This is a genomic window from Bradyrhizobium cajani, assembly GCF_009759665.1.
Lineage (GTDB): Bacteria > Pseudomonadota > Alphaproteobacteria > Rhizobiales > Xanthobacteraceae > Bradyrhizobium > Bradyrhizobium cajani.
The window spans coordinates 70,148-88,819 of the sequence record NZ_WQNE01000025.1 but is presented as its reverse complement, the minus strand read 5'-3'; the positions used below and the strand labels follow the sequence as shown (position 1 = coordinate 88,819).

The following is an 18,672-nucleotide window of genomic DNA, read 5'->3' as shown; positions in this document are numbered from 1 at the left end:
GAAGAAGTTAGGTGCCGACGGCACGACGCTGACCGGGAGGTGAGCGACGGCACTCCTGCGTGCGCATCCAGCGACGATTGGACGCTCGGCAAGCCGTTGCGGATCGACATCCGTTGTTTCATGCCTGGAGCCATGACGTGACCCACACAACGCTGCGAGCGAAGGCCGGTCCGACGAGCAGGGCGCATTGCGGCACAGTCGGTCGCCATTCGCGCGCACGCCGGCGCGGCCGTTACTTCATTGTTTCGATACTGTGCGCGGCTTGCATCGTGCAGTTCGCAAGCCATGCGGCGCGGGCTCAATGCACGGCTCGCGATGTCTTGCAAAACCAGCTGAAGCTCAAGATGCTTCCGGCGGAAGCGCCGCAACAACTCATCAAGTCCGACCGCGATGTGGCGACATGGAAGACCATTACAATTGGCACCTTCGCCGACCCGCTTGGGCTGCGCAATAAGATGCACGGTATGGGCTGCAGCATCGGCGGGCAAGCCGCTGAAATACTCGCTCGCCCGACATTCGTCCTTGGCTCTGGCAAGACCGAATTGGAGCTTGTCCTCGTATCGCCAGTCCAGCTTGGGTTCACGTCCGATATGGTGACCCTGGCTGACGTTTACGCGCGCGCCCGACAGCTCGGCTTTGAACTTGCGGCGGCCGAAGTCGGCCCGCAATTGCGCATCCAATATCTTGACCAGCCCATCGGTGAATTTCTCATCATCGGAATGGAGCCAATCAAGACGTGGAGCGGCGAGCCGATCATCCTGAATGTCGCAAATGGCGGTGCCGGCCTGATCCTGATCGGCCAGGACGGCAGAGCCGAGGCCGAAATCCACGTGACATCTCGGCTCGTCTTCGCGCGCGCACATCAATCCGCATCCGGCACCGACCTCATCGATCGGGTCGCCGCATTTCAGCCCCCGTGAAATGAGCCGGCAGCAAATTCGACGATGAGGTAAGTGGCAAGTCCGGTACTGGCCTTCAGCGCCCAAGCTCCATGTCCGGTCGCCCGCGATACTGTAGCGCGGAGCAATGGCTACCCGCACGCCCAGTCGAACTTCATGTCCTTGAAGTCGAGCTGTGCGTTGCCGGTGCCGAAATTGTAGCCGCCGAAATATTCCTCGAACTCGATGTAGAACGGGCTCATCTCCGGAACCGCCTGGCAGGGCCGCATGGTGCCGCCGAGATGGTTGTGGGCGTGGTCCTTGCCCCAGTCGTGCAGGCGGTAATTCTCGGTGCTCGGGACGCCGCCGACAAAGTAGTAGTAGGACTGATAGTCGCTCGGCGGGGTGCGCAGGAAGTGCGGGTCCTGCGGGGGCTTGCCGGCGTTGGGATCGGTCGCGCGCGGCGTCAGGGCGATCGCGAGGTTCTCCGCCAGATCGGCGCGCGGAGCGCCGGCGAACATCTTCTGCGCGAAGGGCGGGGCGGACTCGAAGAAGGCGCTGGCGCCGCCGACATCGAGCCAGCGCGGCCGCTCCGCCGTTGCAAGCGCAAGCGGTGCCGGCGGCGTCGCGAACGCGCCCTCGTATTCGGCTTTGGTCAGCAGCAGCGCGGCATATTCGTAGTCGAGGACGTCGGTCATGCGCGACAGGCGCGGATGCGATGGCCGCGCCAGCACCGCCTCGCGGATCTCAGGGTCGTCAGTCGAGCCGCCGTCGTTGTGATCGGCCGGGGTGGCGAAGAACGACACCGCGACGATGTCCGCGCCATGCACGCGATAATCCTCCGGCAGCAGAAGCGTGAACCCGTGCATCAGCGGATAGCCGCTGACGGGATCGAGCGGCCATTCTTCGCTCGCGATGCCCGGCGGCAGCCCATAGACCCAGCCATGATCGCGCACCCGGTCGGCCGGACGGTCCAGCATCTGCAGATCATAAGCACGCGAAGGCAAGGCAAACGCCACAGGCCGTCTCCCATCCGGACTTCAGCCCCGTCGTCGAGGCGATGATTAGTCGCGGGGAGCAGGGATGTGGTTCGTGGGGGATGTGGGAGATGCTGCTATTCTGCCGGTGTTTTGCCCGACGTGTCAAACGACACGAGCACCCGCGCAACACCCGCGTAAGTCATTGATCCGACAGCCCCCGCCTACTGTGCACGGGGTTGTTTTCGCAGTTTTTGTTTTGACTACCCCCGCCGCCGTGCCGCCGCCGCATCCACCACGTTGTCAACCTCCTCGCGCCAGGACAAAATCTCCATCGCGAGCACGGGGTGATTGAAGCCCTTGAGCTGGAGATCGTCGAGGGCGCGGGCCTCGACCCACGGCTCGACCATGCCGTAGACGCGGCGGCTGACCACGACCTGGCCGGCCTTGGCCTCGCCGCAGAGGCGGGAGGCGAGGTTGGTGACGCTGCCGATCGCGGCATATTCCAGCCGCTGCTCGAAGCCGACCTGGCCGAGCGTCGCATAGCCGAGTGCAATGCCGATGCCGAAGCCGAGGCTATGGCCGCGGTTGCGCCAGCGCTCGGTCAAGGGACCGATGGTGTCGCGCATCTCCACCGCCATCTTCACGGCGCGCTTGGTGTGGTCCTCGAACTGGATCGGCGCGTTGAACAGGATCATCACGCCGTCGCCGGCATATTTGTCGAGCGTGCCCTCGTATTTGAAGATCAGCTTGCCGAGCGCGGCGTGATATTCGCGCAGCACGTTCATCGCTTCTTCCGGCTCGGTCGTTTCCGTGAACGCGGTGAAGCCGCGCAGGTCACAGAACACCACGGTCACCTCGCGGCGCTGGCTGGTGAGCAGACCCTCGGGGCTGTCGGAGGAGGCGATCAGCTGCGCCACCTGCGGCGCCAGGAAGCGCTCGAGCTTGCGGATGCGCTCGATCTCGCCGAGCTGGGTCCTGACGCGTTCTTCCAGCGACTTGTTCCAGTCCTTGAGCTGCTCGGTCTGCTCGCGCAGCTTGTCGGCCTGGGCGCGCACGGTCTCGTTCGCCGCCTCCAGCTCGCGGCCCTTGTGGTCGACCTCGGTGAACAGCCGCGCATTGCGCATCGCCAGCACCGCCTGGTTGGCAAAGGTGCGCATCAGGCCGGTGAGGCTGCCGGCGAATTCGCCGCGGGCGCGGCGCAGCACCACCAGCGAGCCTAGCGTGCCTTGCTGGTCGACCAGCGGCACCACCAGCACCGAGTGGAAACCGGCTTCGATCGCGGCGTCACGCAGCGGCTGCGCGGCGGCATGGTCGAGGTCGGCCAGCGCGATCGGCTCGCCGCTGCCGGCGGCATCGCTCAGGATGTTCGCACCTTCCTCGATGGTGACATGCGCGCCCTCGGCCGATCCGTCGATGCCGTTGGCCTCGACAAGGTTGAAGCGGCGCTTGTCCGCATCATAGCCGTAGATCAGCACCGCATCGGCATGGGTGATCTCGAGCGCACGGGCGGCGATGGTCGGCAGTACGGCATTGAGATCGAGCGAGGCGGCGACGGCGCGGCCGACCTCTTCCAGCACCTTCAGCTCGTTGATCGACTGCGCGAGGTCGCGGGTGCGTTCGTCGACCTTGGTTTCGAGATTGGAATAGGTCTCCTGGATCTGGTCGGCCATGCGGTTGAACTGACCGGCGAGGTCTTCCAGCTCGTCCGAGGTGTGCACGTCGATGCGATGGCTGAAATCGCCCTCGCCGAGCTTGTGCGCACCGTCGCGCAGCGCGGTGATCGGGATGATCATGCGGCGGGCCAGCAGCGTGCCGGCGAGGATCGCGACCATCAGGCCCATGCCGATCAGGAGCGCGATGCGCACCAGCTGGTCGCGGATCGGCGTCAACGCCTGCGTGGTCGGCTGCTCGAACAGCACGCTCCAGCCGAGCTTCGGCACGGTGCTCGCGGCGGTCAGTACCGAATGGCCGTTGAAGTCGGTGCCCGACGTGTCGGGCTCGCGGCCGGGCGCGATCGCGGCGGCGACCTGCGGCAGCTTCGACAGGTCCTTGCCGACATCGGGCCCCTTCGAGGACGTCGCCAGCACACGGCCGCGCGGATCGACCACGTAGGCGAATGCCGCTTTGCCGACCTGGGTGTCGGACAGGAAATTGGAGAGAAAGCTCAGGTCGATCTCGGCCACGGTGACGCCGGCATTGAAGCCGGAATGCGCCACCGAGATCGACATGAACGGCGTCCGGTCGGCGAACCAGGCCGGCGCATAGCTGACGCCGCGGGCGACGGTTTCGGTGAAGCGCATGTCGCGGGAAAGGTCGGCGTGGGCGCCGGTGGTGGTCGACTGGCGCGAGACGCGCAGCACCTCGCGTCCCTCGCCGTTGAGCTGGAACAGCTGGTTGACCACCGAGACCTGGTGCAGCAACTGGGCATAGTCGGCGCGGCGCTTCTCGAGCGTGTCCTGGCTCGCGCGCGTCACCCAGCTGATCTGGCGCTCGAGCTCCGAGATCGACTGCTCCATCCGCCGGGCGACGGCCTGCGCCTTGTCCTCCAGCCCGTCGGTCAGCGATGTCTTGGTGGCGCGGTAGGAGATCCAGGTCTCCATCGCGCCGTTGACGGCGAGCACGAACACGACGAGGCCGACGAGGGAGACGACATATTTGGCGAACAGGCCCTCGCGCAGAAACCGTGTCTTGTCTTTCGCTCCTGCCATCCGGATCCTCTCGCGCGGCGGCCAGACGCCGGCGCTACGGGCCGTAGGGCCCTTTCGGCCCTTCTACCACAATTCGGGCCAGGGGACCGGTGCAGCGGCCGACGTGGTTACCCGCTGTGTACTGCCGGGGCCGGTGAAAGGGTGCTGAATTGTCGCGCCCTCGTCCGTTCGGAGGAAGCTGCGGATTGAGCGCTGATGTAAGCGGATTGGCGTGAACTCCAGCGCGCTCGTCCGCCCATCATCGATTGAAGAGCTGCCGCAGCACGTCGTTCATCGGCTGACTGTCCTGCTGCGCGAGGGGCGGGGCCTCCGGGGCCGCGGGCGCGGGCGACGCCTCCGGCGCGGGCGTGGACGGCGCTCCCGGCAGGCTGCGGCTCCGGCCGGTGCTGGTGCCGGCTCCTGCGCCGCTGGACAGACCCTGCTGGATCAGATTGCCGATCGCCTCCCCCAAGGGACCGCTCAAGGGACCGCCGGGCGGATTGTTTTGTCCCGGCTGCTGGGCTTGCGGATTGGCATTGCCGGCGGCGTTGCCGCCGTTCGGCGTCGTGGTCCCTCCGAGACCAAGGCTGCCCAGGATGTTGCCGAGCCCGCCGCCGTCGGGGCCGAACAGGCCCTTGCCCATCTCGCGCAGCTTGGCATAGGCGGCGTCCGGGTTGTCCAGCATGCCGGCCATGTCAGGGTAGATCCGCGGCTGCGACCAGGGACCCTGGATCATCACGGGGATGCCGAAGCCGACCGGCTCGGAGGTGCGGCCCTGACCTTCGGTCGTCATCACAAGCTTGGGCTCGACGCGAAAGCCCATCATCTTGGTGTCGAGCGCGATGGTGCCGGCTCCGGTCACGCGCACCAGCGGCCCGATCAGGTTGAGGTCGGTGGTCACCGCCTGGCCCTTGTCGATGCGGAAGGAGGCCGAGAGCTGCGACAGGTCCGTGCTCTGCTCCTGGCTGTTGTTCTGGTTGTTGTTCTGATTGTCCTGCCAGCCGGACAGCGTGCCGGTGGTCAGCGAGCGGATCATCTGCGCGACATTGATGCCGCGGATGGCGCCGTCCTGGAAATTGACGAAGGCGGTGCCCTGCATGTTCGCCATCAGCGCGCGCTGGCTGTTGCCGGCGCTGCGCAGCGCGAGCTTGGCTTGCAGCTTGCCGTCGATCCGGTCGAATTCGGCGAGGCCCTGGAGCAGCGGCAGCGCGCGCACGCCGACGAGGTCGGAATGCATGGCAAAGCTCGGCGCTCCGGTGGTCGCATCCAGGATCACCTCGCCCGAGACCTGGCCGCCATAGGCGCCGAGATTGGCGGTGCCGGCCTTCAGCACGCCGCCGGCGAGCTTGGCATCGAGCGCGAGCGGCGCGATGCGCGCATCGCCGATCGCGGCTTCGTTCGCCGAGATCCTGATCTGTGCATCGACATAATTGAGCCCGGACACGTCGATCGGCGCATTGCTCCAGGGCTGCCCGGACGCGCCCTCCGGCGTTTTCGCCAGCGGAATCGCGAGACGCTGGAAGTCGAGATCGAGCTTGACCAGCGGCTTGCTCGCGATGTCGACCGAAGCCCAGCCGTTGAATGCGCCGTCACCGAGCCTGCCGTTCACGCCGTTGATCATCACGACGTCGCCGCTCAGCCGCATCTCGGCATGACCGGTGAGCTGAGACTTCAGCACATCAGGCATGTCGATGGCGAAATCCACCGGAATCGTCGGTCGGTCACCTGGCGCCGCCGGCGTGGTCGCCTTGATGTCGAACCTGGTCGGGTGCTCGCCGACGCGCGCGGTGCCGGTGATGTCGACCTTGCGGTCGCGACCGGCGACCGCGTCGGCATTGATGGCGCTGACGCGGCCCTCGACCCGGTCGCGCAGGCGCGAGAAGGCGATCTCGCCGTCGACGACCTTGACGCTGTCGATGGTCACGCCATCCGCATCGAGCGCAAGCGGCTTCGGCGAGGCACCGGCATTCGGCAGACGCTCGCGCAGCAGCGGCTGGTAGAGCACAGGATGGGTGATGACGAGCTCGCTGATCTTCGGGCGGCCCGACCACACGCTCGCGAGCGACATGTCGGCCTGCACGCTGTCGACCGTCAGGCGCGTGATGCCGCTGCGGTCCTTCGGGTCGGCAAGCGTGAGGTCATTGAGCGTGACGTTCAGCGTCGGCCACAGGCTGATCTTCGTGGTGCCGTCGATCGACAGGCGATAGCCGGTCGCATTCTCGACCCGCGAGGCAATCGTCGAGGTCAGGAAGCCGGATGGGATCCCGACAACCAACAGGAGTGCGATCACGATGATGACGGCGGCCACCGCCGCGCCGGCGAATTTCACTACTCTCATGTCGACTTTCCAACGACGGACAATCGGTGTCGAACCCGGCAGATGACCCGTCCTTTGCATCCGTCCTTTGCGCCTGAGTTTATCCCCGGACGGGAAGCGGCTCCAAGCGCGTAAAAATAGTCAGGGGGTGCTGCAAAGTTATGTGACTTATGACACACTTCCCCGGCGCGGTTTTACGCGATCCTGATGTCGATGGTTCCAAGCGATTTGCCAAGGATTTCGCCAGTAAATTCACAAGGACATTGAAATGAGCAAGCAGGCCGAATTTGCGGTCATCCTGAAGATGAACGCGATGTTCGCCGATCTCGGCGCGGACGAGCTCCAGCGGCTGTCCAATCTCTGCCACACCCAACATCTGGCGAACGGCGAGGTGCTGTTCCAGAAGGGCGATCCCGGCAACGCACTGTTCGGCGTGCGCCGCGGCCAGGTCCGCATCGAGACCGGCGCCTCCGACGGCAGCCGCCTGACGCTGAATTTCATGGGGCCGGGCGACCTGTTCGGCGAGGTTGCGGTGCTGGACGGCCAGAGCCGGACGGCGGATGCCACCGCGGGCGAGGCCAGCGAATTGTTCGTGCTGCGGCGCGAAGACTTTCTCGGCTTCCTCGAGCGCGAGCCGAAGGTCGCGATCAAGATCATCGCGCTGCTGTGCCAGCGCATCCGCTGGCAGAGCGAGCGCATGGAAGAGTCCATGCTGCAGCCGCTGCCGGTGCGGCTGGCGCGGCGGCTCTGCGCGCTCGCCGCCGATTTCGGCTCCGAGGTGCACATCTCGCAGGAGCAGCTCGGCGTCTTCGTCGGCGCCGCCCGCGAAAGCGTCAACCGCCAGCTTCAGGCCTGGCGCAAGGATGCGATCCTGGATCTCCAGCGCGGCCGCATCCTGCTGCGGAACATGACCAAGCTGACCGCGATCGCGCGCAACGAGTAGGGCTCAACCGATCGGGAGCCTGCGCCGGCGGACGCGATCCCGGTCGATGGTGACGATGCTGCTCTGGATCTCGTCCTCAGTCAGCACTGCCAGAACTTCTGCCAATCGGGTTCGGACGGCCGCTTCCGTCCAGTCGCCGCCCCGGAAAAGAACGAGACTTGGGCTGTCGCCGCCTGCCGTCGCAATCAGGCGAGGATAGTCGAGGTCTGCCGTGACGACAGTGCGCGTCTCCCGCCTGGCGCGATCGATGATCTCAACGTCGCTCGCGGCATGAAGCCCGATCACGGAAGCATGGACAGCATCATGCCCGTTCTCTGCCAGCCAGTGCGACAGCGTTGGCGAGAGCGGCATGTCGATGAGGAATTTCACTTTGCCGGAACGTTGGGGTGCAGCTCAACGGCTTCGTCCTCAGCGAGGAAGGCCGCGTAGCGCAATGCTTCGTCGATGTCTTCGCGCTCGAGATACGGGTAATCGTTCAAAACGGATTCACGCGTCTCACCGGCTGCCAGCAGGCCGAGCAGCCGTGCAACCGGAAATCGCAGCCCTCGAATACAGGGCTTGCCGGTACAGACGGCAGGATCGATCGTGATGCGCGTGAACGTCATGGGAGTAACATAGCGACTGCGGCCGACTTTCGCCAGTGCGCGTCGTCAGCTTACTCGTCCGGAATCTACTCCGCCGCGGGGTGCACGACGTTCTTTGGCGCCGGTGCCGCTTCCGTCGGAGTGGCGCCCGCCGGTGCTGCTCGGTGATGACCGGCAATTTCGGCGTCCTCGCTGTGCACGATCAGCCGCTTGGCGAACCGCCAGATCAGGGCGCCGAAATCGTCCATCACCATGAACATCGCGGGCACGAACACCAGCGACAGGATGGTCGAGAAGATCAGACCGCCGATCACCGCGAGCGCCATCGGCGAGCGGAACTCGCCGCCGGCGCCGACCGCGAGCGCGCTCGGCATCATGCCCGCGGCCATCGCGATCGTGGTCATCACGATCGGACGGGCGCGCTTCATGCCGGCGTCGATCATCGCCTCTTCGCGCGGCTTGCCGGCGTGAATGGCTTCGATGGCGAACTCCACCAGCATGATCGCGTTCTTGGTGACGATGCCCATCAGCATCAGAATGCCGATCCATACCGGCGTCGTGAGCTGCTTGCCGGTGACGAGCAGCGCCGCGATGGCGCCGCCGATCGAGAGCGGCAGCGAGAATAGGATGGTGATCGGCTGGAGGAAGGTGCCGAACAGCAGCACCAGCACGGCATAGACCATCATGAGGCCCGCCGTGATCGCGGTGGCGAAGCCGTCGGACAGCTCGTTCAGGCTTTCGGCGTCGCCGGAGGGCGAGACCTTCACGCCTTTTGGCAAGCTCTTCATCACGGGCAGGTCGTAGATCTTCTTGGTGGCGTCGCCGAGCGCGGCGGAGCCGACGAGGTCGGCTGCGACGGTCGCCTGCCGTTCACGATCGTAGCGGTTGATGCTGGTCGGACCCTGATCGAGCTTGACGTCGGCGATGACCGAGAGCGGCACGCCACCCTTCTCGCCGTGCTCGCCCAGCGGCACGCGGAGCTGTTCGAGCGTCTTCAGATTGCCGCGCGCGGCATCCTCGAGCTGCACGCGGATCGGCACCAGGCGATCGCCGACATCGAACTTGGCGAGCGCAGGCCCGACGTCGCCGATGGTGGCAACGCGGATCGTCTGCGACAGGCTTTCGGTCGAGACGCCGAGCCGTGCGGCGAGATCGGCGCGCGGCTCGATACGCAGCTCCGGGCGCTCCAGCGAGGTTTCCGAGATCACGTTGGAGATCGTGGGAATCCGCTTCATCTGCGTCGCAAGCTCGCTCGCGACGTTGTTGACGATGTTGGGATCGACGCCGGTCACCACCAGCGAGATCGCGCGCAGGCCGTTCTCGTCGAGGAACCAGAAGCGGATATCGGGAACGTTCTCCAGCTCCTGGCTGATCGAGAATTCGAGCTCGCGCTGGGTGATGTCGCGGCTGTCCTTGGGCGTGTAGTTGATGATCAGGGCGGCGCGACGCACTTCCTGGGTGCCCGGCGGAACGCGCCCGCCGTCGACGAAGATGCTCTTGACCTCGGGCCGCTTGCGCAGGCGCGCGACGATGTCCTCGGTGACCTTCTCGGTGTAGGCGAGCTGGGTGCCCGGCGGAAGCTCGAGGGCAAGCAGCGAACGTGCGCTGTCCTGCGCCGGCAGGAAGCCCTGCGGCAGCAGCGTGATGCTCCAGATCGACGCGGCGAACACGCCGAGGCCGATCAGCACCGTGATGAAATAGTGCTTCACCGACCAGGCCACGATCCTGTGATAGGACCGCAGCACGCGGCCGGGCGGCGGCTCCACATGCGCATGGTGCTTGAGGAAGTAGGCGGCCAGCACCGGCGTGACGAAGCGCGCGGCGAGCAGCGAGAAGAACACCTGCACCGAGACGGTGATGCCGAACTGCTTGAAGAACTGTCCGGCGATGCCCGACATGAAGCTCGCAGGTGCGAAGATCGCGATGATGGTCAGCGAAATCGCGATCACCGCGAGGCCGATCTCGTCGGCGGCCTCCAGCGCGGCACGATAGGGCGACTTGCCCATGTTCATGTGCCGGACGATGTTCTCGATCTCGACGATGGCATCGTCGACGAGAATACCCGTCGACAGCGTGATGGCGAGGAAGCTGACGAGGTTCAGCGAGAAGCCGAGGAGGTCCATCGCCCAGAATGCCGGGAAGATCGACAGCGGCAGCGAGATCGCGGCGATGATGGTGGCGCGCAGGTCGCGCAGGAACAGCAGCACGATGATGACGGCGAGGATGGCGCCTTCGAACAGGGTCGAGATCGCCGCGTGGTAATTGCCCTTGGTATATTCGACCGAGGTGTCGATCAGCTTGAGGTCGACATCGGGATAGGCTGCTTTCAGCGCATCGATGCGCTTCTGTACGGCCTCGGCCACCTTCACGTCGCTGGCGCCCTTGGAACGCTTGATGCCGAGGGCGACCACCGGCTCGCCGTTGAAGCGGGCGAAGGTGCGGCGATCGGCGATGGTGTCGGTGACGGTGCCGAGATCATCGAGCCGGACCTCGCCGCCGCCAAACAGCGGGATCATGGTGCCGGCAAGGTCGCTCAGCGTCTTGGCGCCCGCGAGCGTGCGGATGGCCTGGTCGTTCTTGCCGATCTCGGCGCGGCCGCCGGCGACGTCGACATTGGTGCCGCGCAGGCTCTGGCTGACGTTGACGGCCGTCAGCCCCATTGCCTGCAAGCGGTCGGGATCGAGCGAAACCAGGATCTCGCGCTCGACACCGCCGATGCGTTCGACCTGGGCGACCCCGCGCACGCCCTGCAGCGCGCGCTTGACCACATCGTCGACGAAATAGGAGAGCTGCTCCGGCGTCTTGCCGGGCGAGATCGCGGCGTAGGTCACGATCGGCAGGCCGATGACGTCGACGCGCTGGATCAGCGGCTCGGTGACGTTCTGCGGCAGGTTGGAACGCACGCGCGTCACCGCGTCCTTGACGTCGTTGAGCGCGCGGTCGGTGTTGGTCTCGAGCGCGAACTGGATCGTGGTGACCGAGAGGCCGTCGGTGATCGAGGAGGTGATGTGCCTGACGCCCTCGACACCGGAGACGGCGTCTTCAACCGTCTTGGTCACCTGCGATTCCAGCTCGGCCGGCGCTGCGCCGAACTGCGAGACCGCAACCGAGATCACGGGAATGTCGGCCGACGGCAGCCGCGTCACCGCGAGCTTGGTGAAGGAGGTCCAGCCGAGGATCAGGAGAATGATCGAGAAGACGACCGACGGCAGCGGATTGCGGATCGACCATGCGGAGATATTAAGAGCCATCAGCGTACCCGCGTGCGATCGAGTTCATCGGCGAACATGGTTTTGATCTGGTCGCCGTCATGCAGCGAAGAACCGGCGTCGGCCACGACGATTTCGCCGACGTCGAGACCTTCCAGAATTTCCGTTGAGGTGTCGGACGTCAGCCCGACCCGCACCTTGCGCGTCTCGACCACGTTGCCCTTCACCACCTGTACGGTGAGATGGTCGATCGCGGTCTTGGGGATCGAGACGCCGCAGCTTCGCTTGGCGTCGATGGAGGCGCGGGCGAATATGCCGACTTTCAGCGAGGGATTGTTGGTGACGCTGATGCGGACGCGGCCGAGCTGGGTGGCGCGGTCGATTTCGGGCGCAACCAGCCGAACCCGTCCGATCAGGTCGGGCGCGTCGTCGCGGCTGATGCGCACGGTCGCGCCAGGACTGAGCTTGGGCATGTGCACCGCCGGGACCTGGGCGTCGAGCTCGATCTCGTTGTTGACGGCGATGCGGAACATCGGTCCGGCCTGCGGCGAGGCGGGGGCGCCGACGACGGTGCGGACCTCGGTGATGAGGCCGGGCGCCGGCGCCTTCAGCGAGATCGGACCCTGCGGGCCGGGGCGCTGCGGCTGGCCCGGAATCTGCGGCGGCGCCGTCAGGCGCGCCAGTTCCTGGTTCTCGGTGACAATGGTACCTTCGGTGACGAAGACATCGGTGACCCTGGACCCCTCCTGGTCGGCGACGACCACGGCCTCGCGGCGCGGGACGAAGAAGCCGGTCACCCGGACCAGGTCGGAGAAGCAGGCATTGGTCGACTTCGTCACGATGACGAGCGCCTCGCCCGGCGTTTCCTTCGGCTCGGCGCGACGCCGATGCTCGAACAGATAATAGCCGACGCCGAGTGCAACGACGAACACCACGGTTCCGGCGGGTTTGAGATATTCGGAGACCTTCATCGCCGGATTGTCCTGGCCTGGCTCACGGCCGTCCGCACGAGGCCTAGAGAGAGCGTTTCCCTGAAATGAAGCGTCCCGCAAAGCTGCGGGACGCGCTTTGGAAGCGAGACTTTACACCACATCACGACTTGTCACTTCAAAGGATTACGTCGTGCTACTTCGATGCGGTGGTCTTGTTTTCCATGTTGACGACCTGCACGCGTCGATTGACCTCCGCCATCGGCTGGTTCGGGTCCTTCAGCTTGCTCTTGCCGTAGCCGACGGTGACGAGGTCGGTCGCGGCAATGCTGTATTTCTCGACGAGATAGCGCTTGATCGAATCGGCGCGGCGCTCCGACAGGTCCTGGTTGTAGGCCTCGCCACCGGCGGCGTCGGTGTGGCCGGCGACGACGAAGGTCGAGCCCTTCAGATCGGGGCTGGTCAGCGCGCGGCCGAGCGCCTGCACGGAAGGCATCGACTTGGCGCTGATATTGGCGGAGTTGTAGTCGAAGGTGATCTCGAGATCGATGTTCGGCTTGTCCTTGGCGGCCGAGGCGATCTCCTCGCGCTCGGTCGAGGACAGCGAGCGCGTTGAGCGGCCGCGCATGGACTGGATCAGCTTGGTCTCCGCCGCATTCGGCGCGGGATCGGCTTGCGGGGCGATCGAGAGGCCGCGGGTCAGGGGCTTCTTCGGCGGCGGCGCCAGCGCGCGGACGATCTCGTCCTCGGTGACGTTCTTGCTGTTGCCATCGTCGCCGGCAAACACCGGCGAGGCCGACAGAGCGGCGCCGATGATCATGGACAGGATCGCGGTACGCCCTTTTGCAGCCATTCTCATAGCCAGTCCCTCCTGCGCAGTCAGTTCGCGCTCTTCCAAATTCCGCAATAGGCCGCCAGGGAAAAAGGCCGCCTTCATCATCCGCCCATTAGTCTTCCTTGGGCTGTTCAAGGTTCGAGGCGAGTCGCGTCTCAACTCAAAAAAAATCAACGGACTCCGTAACTTGCGAATTCCTGAACGATGTTCGGGTCCATCGCCTTGGCATTGGCGATGTCCAGTGCCCCTTCCTGGGCCGAGCCATTGCGCTGCTTGGCGATGCCGCGGCCATAAAGTGAAGAGGTCAGGCGCGGGTTGATCCTCAGGGCCGCATCGAAATCGGCAATCGCGTTCTTGACCGCGCCCGATTTCAAATTGACGAGTCCCCGGCTGTCCAGCGCATCGACGAAGTTCGGCCGCAACCGCAACGCCTCGTTGCAATCCTTCAATGCGGCCTGGAGGTCGCCGACCACAGTGCGGGTCCAGCAGCGGTTGTTCAGCGCTTCGACGTCCTTCGAGTTGATCCGGAGCGTGTCGTCAAAATCCTTGATGGCGAGGGTATAGGCGCCCTTGCTGGCATAGACCTGACCGCGCCGGTACAGCGCATTCACGTCATCCGGATTGGAGGCGATCTTGGCTGTCAGGCTCTTGATCGTGGGGTCGTCGGCCAGGGCGGCCGCGCTCGGCCCGCTATCCGTGCTCGGCGCAGGGGTGGTCTCGGCCGGTTTCACCGGCGGTGGCGGTGGCGGCAGGGCCGCCTCGACCTGCGGCTTCGGTGATGGGGCGGGCGCAGGTGGAGGTGCGGGCGCAGGAGCAGGTGCCGCCGCCGTGTCGGCCGGCTTCGGCGGCGGAGGCGGTGATGGTGGCGCGGGCGGCGCCGGCGGCGGATTGTTGGCAACCACGGCCGGCGGTGCGGGAGGCGCGGGCGGCGGCGTCGCCGGACGCGATCCCGCTGCACCCGGCATGAACGAAAAGTCTTCGGCCAATGAAGAGGATATCCACGGCACCTGCTCGCCGCGCGAGGCCCGGGTGACGCCCATCTTGGTGCGGTTCAGCGTCTCCTCGGCCATCAGGTCGGGGACGCGGATTTCCTTGAGGAGTTCCTGGACGAACAGGCTGTGCTCGCCGCCGGCGTCCGAAACCACCGAGGCCAGCGCAGCCGAATACATCACCAGGGTGCCGTTCGGCGCGATGACCGGCGTCAGGCCGGCCGAGAAGCTGCGGAACCGGCGTTCGAACGGGTTGCGCCTGGAGGCGTCGATCAGCGCGATCTTGACGCCGGCGCCGCGGGTGTTGAGCTCGCCAAGGACGGTCTCGAGGCTGAAACCGTCGCGGCGCACGTCGGATTCGGTCCAGATCTGCGCATCGACCGGGAGCATGTAGCTCTGGCGTGCCGACTGGATGCCGAAACCGCTGAAGAACACCAGTGCCACCGACCCCGGCTTGATCTTGGTGTAGAGCTTGTCGAAGGCGCGGCGCATGCCGTCGCCGGTCAGGTTCTCGCCGATCTCGACCGAAAAGCCGTCGCGCTTGAGCTCGTCGGCGACGTCGCGCGCGTCATTGAGCGGTTCCTTCAGCGGAGCGTCCGCGTCCGGATATTTGGCATTGCCGATGACCAACGCATAACGGTCGCCGGCCGCAAGCGATGGAGCGGCCGGGACGAGCGAGAGGAGCAAGGGCAGAAGAACAAGGAAGCGAATTTTCATAATCAGCGCGGTCCAGCCAAAAAGGCGCCGTTCCCAGCTTGCGCCGCGGCGACCTTAACTTACGCAATTTGCATTATCAAACCGGGGATGGGGGGCGTCAACCGCTTGGAGATTCGGCATTATCGCAACAATTGACCGGAACGCGTGGGCGCGCCGCAGGGGAATGACCGGGCTGTCATGGATGTGCTCGATGCGATCTGGTTCGATCCTATCGGCGGCATGATAGGGCCGCCATGGCGATGAAAATGTGATTGGTCTCACATTGCAGCGCCGCGCCGCAACCCGCGGTATTTGACCTTTGCGGCGGACAATGGCTTGGTGAAGGGGTTCGTCCCGCAAGTCCAATCAGAAGAACACAGCCAAAAGCAAGAAGAACAAAGCCATGGGAAACGCCTACGAAATCTACGCGCTGCGCTATGCGACGATGTCGCCGCGCACCCCCCACATGAACTTCCTTGCGCCCGATCCGCACGATAGCGCGGCGCAGGATCTCGACTACTTCGTCTGGCTGATCCGCGGCGGCGGCCGCGACATTCTGGTCGACACCGGCTTCAACGCCGAGGAGGCGAGCGCGCGGGCGCGCAAGCTGACGCTCAATCCGGTCGATGCGCTGGAGCGCTTTGGCGTTGCGGCGTCCGCCATCCGCGACATCATCGTGACGCATCTGCATTACGACCACGCCGGCAATCTCGATCGTTTCCCGAATGCGCGCTTCCATCTCCAGGAGCGCGAGATGGCCTATGCGACGGGGCGCTGCATGTGCAACGGCCTATTGCGGCATCCATTTACGGTCGAGCACGTCACGCAGATGGTGCGCCATGTCTACGGCGAGCGCGTCCACTTCCATTCCGGCGATGGCGAGGTGGCGCCGGGCGTCACCGTGCATCGTGTCGGCGGCCATTCCGACGGCTTGCAGGTGGTCAAGGTCGAGACCTCGCGCGGGCCGGTGGTGCTGGCCTCCGATGCCGCGCATTACTACGCCAATCTCCAGCGCAGGAGCCCGTTCCCGATCGTCTACAATGTCGGCGACATGGCGCAGGGCTGGGAGACCATCGAACGCCTCGCCGGCCACCCCGATAGATTCATTCCCGGGCATGATCCGATCGTGACGGAGATCTATCCGCGCGCCAGCGACAAGGTCGACGCCTGGGCGCTGCACCTGCCGCCGTCGAGATCGTTTGCGAAATAGTATGGTGCGAAACCCTCATCCTGAGGAGGCCGCATCGCGGCCGTCTCGAAGGATGCAGGCCGAGATGCAGCAGCGGGGCCTTCATGGTTCGAGACGGCGCTTCGCGCCTCCTCACCATGAGGGGCAGCTAATACGCCTGCTTCGCGTCCGCCTCTTCGCTGGTCTGGATCAGATCGAGGCTCGCTTCGATCTTGCCGAGTAGCGCCGACAGCTGCTTGCGTTCCTGCGCGGAGAGGCAGGCGAGGATCTCGTCTTCCCGCCGCAGCAATTGCGGGAATAACTCCTCGTAAAGCGCGCGGCCCTTCTTCGTCAGTTGCAGGCGGAATTCGCGGCGGTCCGCTTCGTTCTCGACCCGCTCGATCAGCCCCTCCTGCAACAGCGTCGTCACTGCGCGGCTGATGGTCGATTTGTGCGTGCGGGTGCATTGCGAGATGAATTGCGCGCTACAGGCATCGTTGCGGAAGCCGAGCGTGGCGATGACGCGCCATGCCGGAATGTCGAGGCCATGACGCTCCTGATATTCGACAGCGAGCGCGGAACTCACTTCCGCGGCGAGCCGGTTGAGGCGGAATGGCACGAACTTGAACAGGTCGAGCCGCGCCTTTGGCCGCGGCGACGCCTCGTCCGTCTCGCGTGTCTTCAGCGCCGTATCGCTGGATGTCCTGGCCAAATCAGCTCGCTCCGAATTCCAGTTGACGGCCGGCCGGCTCCGGTCCAAAATAGTTGCACGTGAGACTATCTAGCAGATCAGTCTTCCCCTGACCAGAGCCAAGGATAGTGCATGGCGCAGGCCAAATCCCAGTTCGGCTATCGACGCCACCCCGATCAGGATCGTCCCGGCCAGGACCCGGCCGAGCATGCGGTCGTGGTGGTCGGCGCCGGACCGGTCGGGCTGTCGCTCGCAATCGACCTCGCCCAGCGCGGTCAGCGCGTCGTCCTTCTGGATGATGCCGACCGCATCGGCGAGGGCTCGCGCGCGATCTGCTTCTCCAAGCGATCGCTGGAATATTGGGACCGGCTCGGCGTCGCGGACCGCATGGTCGCCAAGGGCGTGGTGTGGAGTGTCGGCCGTATCTTTCACGGCGAGTCCCAGCTCTACCAGTTCAATCTTCTGCCCGAGGACGGTCACAAGCGGCCGGCCTTCATCAACCTCCAGCAATATTACGCGGAAGCCTATCTGGTCGATCGCATCGGTGATCTGCCTGATATCGACCTGCGCTGGCGCAACAAGGTGACCGCACTCGAGCAGCGCAACGATTCCGTTGCGCTGACGATCGAGACGCCGGAGGGCGCCTATCGCCTGCATGCGCAATATGTCATTGCCTGCGACGGCGCACGCTCCTCGCTGCGACAGATGGTGGGTGCGGAATTTGCCGGCCAGGTGTTCGAGGATCAGTTCCTGATCGCCGACGTCAAGATGACCGCGGAATTCCCCACCGAGCGCTGGTTCTGGTTCGATCCGCCGTTCCATGCGGGACGTTCGGCGCTGCTGCACCGGCAGCCCGACGACGTCTGGCGCATCGACCTCCAGCTCAACCGCTATGCCGATCCCGTCGTCGAGAAGAAGCCGGAAAACGTGCGGCCGCGCATCGCGCGCATGCTCGGCCACGACAAGTTCGAGTTCGAGTGGATCTCGCTCTACAAATTCCAGTGCCGGCGGATGGACCGCTTCATCCATGGCCGCGTGATCTTCGCCGGCGATTCCGCGCATCAGGTCTCGCCGTTCGGCGCGCGCGGCGCCAATTCCGGGCTCGAGGATGCCGAAAATCTCTCCTGGAAGCTCGACCGCGTGCTTCGCGGCGCTTCGCCTGCGAGCCTGCTGGAGAGCTATCATGCCGAGCGCAGCATGGCGGCCGACGAGAACATCCGCGAATCGACGCGCTCGACCGATTTCATGGCGCCGAACTCGCATCAGGAAGCGCGGCTGCGCAAGGCGGTGTTGTCGCTGGCCAAGGAGACCGAGTTCGGCAAGCGCATGGTCAATGGCGGCCGGCTGTCGGTGCCGTGCAGTTACGAATCGCCGCTGTCATCTCCGGATGCTGATGCGTGGCGCGGCGGACCGTCGCCCGGCTGTTCCATGCTCGACGCGCCCGTTGCCGAGCAGGCCTATCTGACGGATGCCTTCCGCAAGGGTGGAACGGACTTCGCCCTGCTGTCGTTCAGCAATGGCGCGGTGATCGATCCGCCCGATGGCGTCAAGGATATCCGTATCGGCGGCGAGGGCGGGCTTGCCGATCCCTCGGGCCTTGTCGCGAAGCGCTATGACGCCGAGCCGGGTACGGCCTATCTGCTCAGGCCTGATGGCTATGTCGCGGCGCGCTTCCGCAATCCGACGCGCGAGGCGATCGCGGCAGCGCTGTCGCGCGCCCAAGGCCTGAATTGAGTGGCTCGAATTGAATGGCGTGAATTGAGGTT

Annotated in this window: 14 protein-coding genes; 4 read left to right on the top strand and 10 right to left on the bottom strand. The window is 65.2% G+C overall.

The annotated features are described in order from the left end of the window. Window positions 1–137: 137 nt before the first annotated feature. Window positions 138–920, top strand: coding sequence for a hypothetical protein (locus tag GPL20_RS26230; RefSeq protein WP_373568289.1), 783 nt, complete (start codon window positions 138–140; stop codon window positions 918–920). 110 nt (window positions 921–1,030) lie between these two features. On the opposite strand, the gene GPL20_RS26225 is transcribed toward GPL20_RS26230, so the two are convergent. The 3 genes from GPL20_RS26225 to GPL20_RS26215 all read right to left on the bottom strand — a co-directional run bounded on the left by GPL20_RS26225 (window position 1,031) and on the right by GPL20_RS26215 (window position 6,883). Then, complete coding sequence (locus tag GPL20_RS26225; RefSeq protein ID WP_157333053.1) at window positions 1,031–1,858, bottom strand: hypothetical protein; 828 nt, start codon at window positions 1,856–1,858, stop codon at window positions 1,031–1,033. Window positions 1,859–2,118: 260 nt separating this feature from the next. Then, window positions 2,119–4,566 carry an adenylate/guanylate cyclase domain-containing protein gene (locus GPL20_RS26220; RefSeq protein WP_157333051.1) on the bottom strand — a complete coding sequence of 816 codons (2,448 nt, stop codon included), beginning with the start codon at window positions 4,564–4,566 and terminating at the stop codon, window positions 2,119–2,121. A 238-nt stretch (window positions 4,567–4,804) separates the two neighbouring features. Further along, window positions 4,805–6,883, bottom strand: coding sequence for an AsmA family protein (locus tag GPL20_RS26215; RefSeq protein WP_157333050.1), 2,079 nt, complete (start codon window positions 6,881–6,883; stop codon window positions 4,805–4,807). A gap of 247 nt (window positions 6,884–7,130) precedes the next feature. Here GPL20_RS26215 and GPL20_RS26210 point away from each other — a divergent pair, with 247 nt between their 5' ends. After that, window positions 7,131–7,805 carry a Crp/Fnr family transcriptional regulator gene (locus GPL20_RS26210; RefSeq protein ID WP_157333048.1) on the top strand — a complete coding sequence of 225 codons (675 nt, stop codon included), beginning with the start codon at window positions 7,131–7,133 and terminating at the stop codon, window positions 7,803–7,805. 3 nt (window positions 7,806–7,808) lie between these two features. Here the strand turns inward: GPL20_RS26210 and GPL20_RS26205 are convergent, their stop codons facing one another. From GPL20_RS26205 to GPL20_RS26180, 6 genes are all read right to left on the bottom strand, one after another. After that, window positions 7,809–8,174 carry a DUF5615 family PIN-like protein gene (locus GPL20_RS26205; RefSeq protein WP_157333045.1) on the bottom strand — a complete coding sequence of 122 codons (366 nt, stop codon included), beginning with the start codon at window positions 8,172–8,174 and terminating at the stop codon, window positions 7,809–7,811. Then, entirely contained in the window at window positions 8,171–8,410 is a 240-nt protein-coding gene (locus GPL20_RS26200) for a DUF433 domain-containing protein (RefSeq protein ID WP_157333043.1), read from the bottom strand. The genes GPL20_RS26205 and GPL20_RS26200 overlap by 4 nt, the downstream gene beginning before the upstream one ends. A gap of 65 nt (window positions 8,411–8,475) precedes the next feature. After that, on the bottom strand, window positions 8,476–11,640 hold the full coding sequence (locus GPL20_RS26195) for an efflux RND transporter permease subunit (RefSeq protein ID WP_157333041.1): 3,165 nt from the start codon (window positions 11,638–11,640) through the stop codon (window positions 8,476–8,478). Further along, on the bottom strand, window positions 11,640–12,569 hold the full coding sequence (locus GPL20_RS26190) for an efflux RND transporter periplasmic adaptor subunit (protein ID WP_157333039.1): 930 nt from the start codon (window positions 12,567–12,569) through the stop codon (window positions 11,640–11,642). Before GPL20_RS26190 ends, GPL20_RS26195 begins: the two co-directional genes overlap by 1 nt. A gap of 154 nt (window positions 12,570–12,723) precedes the next feature. Next, on the bottom strand, window positions 12,724–13,386 hold the full coding sequence (locus GPL20_RS26185) for an OmpA family protein (protein WP_167533218.1): 663 nt from the start codon (window positions 13,384–13,386) through the stop codon (window positions 12,724–12,726). Between the two features lie 146 nt (window positions 13,387–13,532). Continuing rightward, window positions 13,533–15,068, bottom strand: a complete 1,536-nt coding sequence (locus GPL20_RS26180) for a caspase family protein (protein WP_157333037.1) — start codon at window positions 15,066–15,068, stop codon at window positions 13,533–13,535. A gap of 382 nt (window positions 15,069–15,450) precedes the next feature. Here GPL20_RS26180 and GPL20_RS26175 point away from each other — a divergent pair, with 382 nt between their 5' ends. Next, entirely contained in the window at window positions 15,451–16,257 is an 807-nt protein-coding gene (locus GPL20_RS26175) for an N-acyl homoserine lactonase family protein (protein WP_157333035.1), read from the top strand. Window positions 16,258–16,384: 127 nt separating this feature from the next. Here the strand turns inward: GPL20_RS26175 and GPL20_RS26170 are convergent, their stop codons facing one another. Next, the gene (locus GPL20_RS26170) at window positions 16,385–16,927 is read right to left on the bottom strand and encodes a MarR family winged helix-turn-helix transcriptional regulator (RefSeq protein ID WP_157333033.1); all 543 of its coding nucleotides are present in this window, start codon (window positions 16,925–16,927) and stop codon (window positions 16,385–16,387) included. 111 nt (window positions 16,928–17,038) lie between these two features. On the opposite strand from GPL20_RS26170, the gene GPL20_RS26165 reads away from it, so the two are divergent. Then, entirely contained in the window at window positions 17,039–18,640 is a 1,602-nt protein-coding gene (locus tag GPL20_RS26165) for an FAD-dependent oxidoreductase (protein WP_157333031.1), read from the top strand. Window positions 18,641–18,672 lie beyond the last annotated feature (32 nt).

What these genes read in the sequence shown, in the direction of transcription:
- GPL20_RS26210 (WP_157333048.1), top strand. Translation starts at nt 7,131, where the DNA reads ATGAGCAAGCAGGCCGAATTTGCGGTCATCCTGAAGATGAACGCGATG.
- GPL20_RS26190 (WP_157333039.1), bottom strand. Translation starts at nt 12,569, where the DNA reads ATGAAGGTCTCCGAATATCTCAAACCCGCCGGAACCGTGGTGTTCGTC.
- GPL20_RS26215 (WP_157333050.1), bottom strand. Translation starts at nt 6,883, where the DNA reads ATGAGAGTAGTGAAATTCGCCGGCGCGGCGGTGGCCGCCGTCATCATC.
- GPL20_RS26175 (WP_157333035.1), top strand. Translation starts at nt 15,451, where the DNA reads ATGGGAAACGCCTACGAAATCTACGCGCTGCGCTATGCGACGATGTCG.
- GPL20_RS26165 (WP_157333031.1), top strand. Translation starts at nt 17,039, where the DNA reads ATGGCGCAGGCCAAATCCCAGTTCGGCTATCGACGCCACCCCGATCAG.
- GPL20_RS26220 (WP_157333051.1), bottom strand. Translation starts at nt 4,566, where the DNA reads ATGGCAGGAGCGAAAGACAAGACACGGTTTCTGCGCGAGGGCCTGTTC.
- GPL20_RS26225 (WP_157333053.1), bottom strand. Translation starts at nt 1,858, where the DNA reads ATGCTGGACCGTCCGGCCGACCGGGTGCGCGATCATGGCTGGGTCTAT.
- GPL20_RS26180 (WP_157333037.1), bottom strand. Translation starts at nt 15,068, where the DNA reads ATGAAAATTCGCTTCCTTGTTCTTCTGCCCTTGCTCCTCTCGCTCGTC.
- GPL20_RS26195 (WP_157333041.1), bottom strand. Translation starts at nt 11,640, where the DNA reads ATGGCTCTTAATATCTCCGCATGGTCGATCCGCAATCCGCTGCCGTCG.
- GPL20_RS26200 (WP_157333043.1), bottom strand. Translation starts at nt 8,410, where the DNA reads ATGACGTTCACGCGCATCACGATCGATCCTGCCGTCTGTACCGGCAAG.
- GPL20_RS26185 (WP_167533218.1), bottom strand. Translation starts at nt 13,386, where the DNA reads ATGAGAATGGCTGCAAAAGGGCGTACCGCGATCCTGTCCATGATCATC.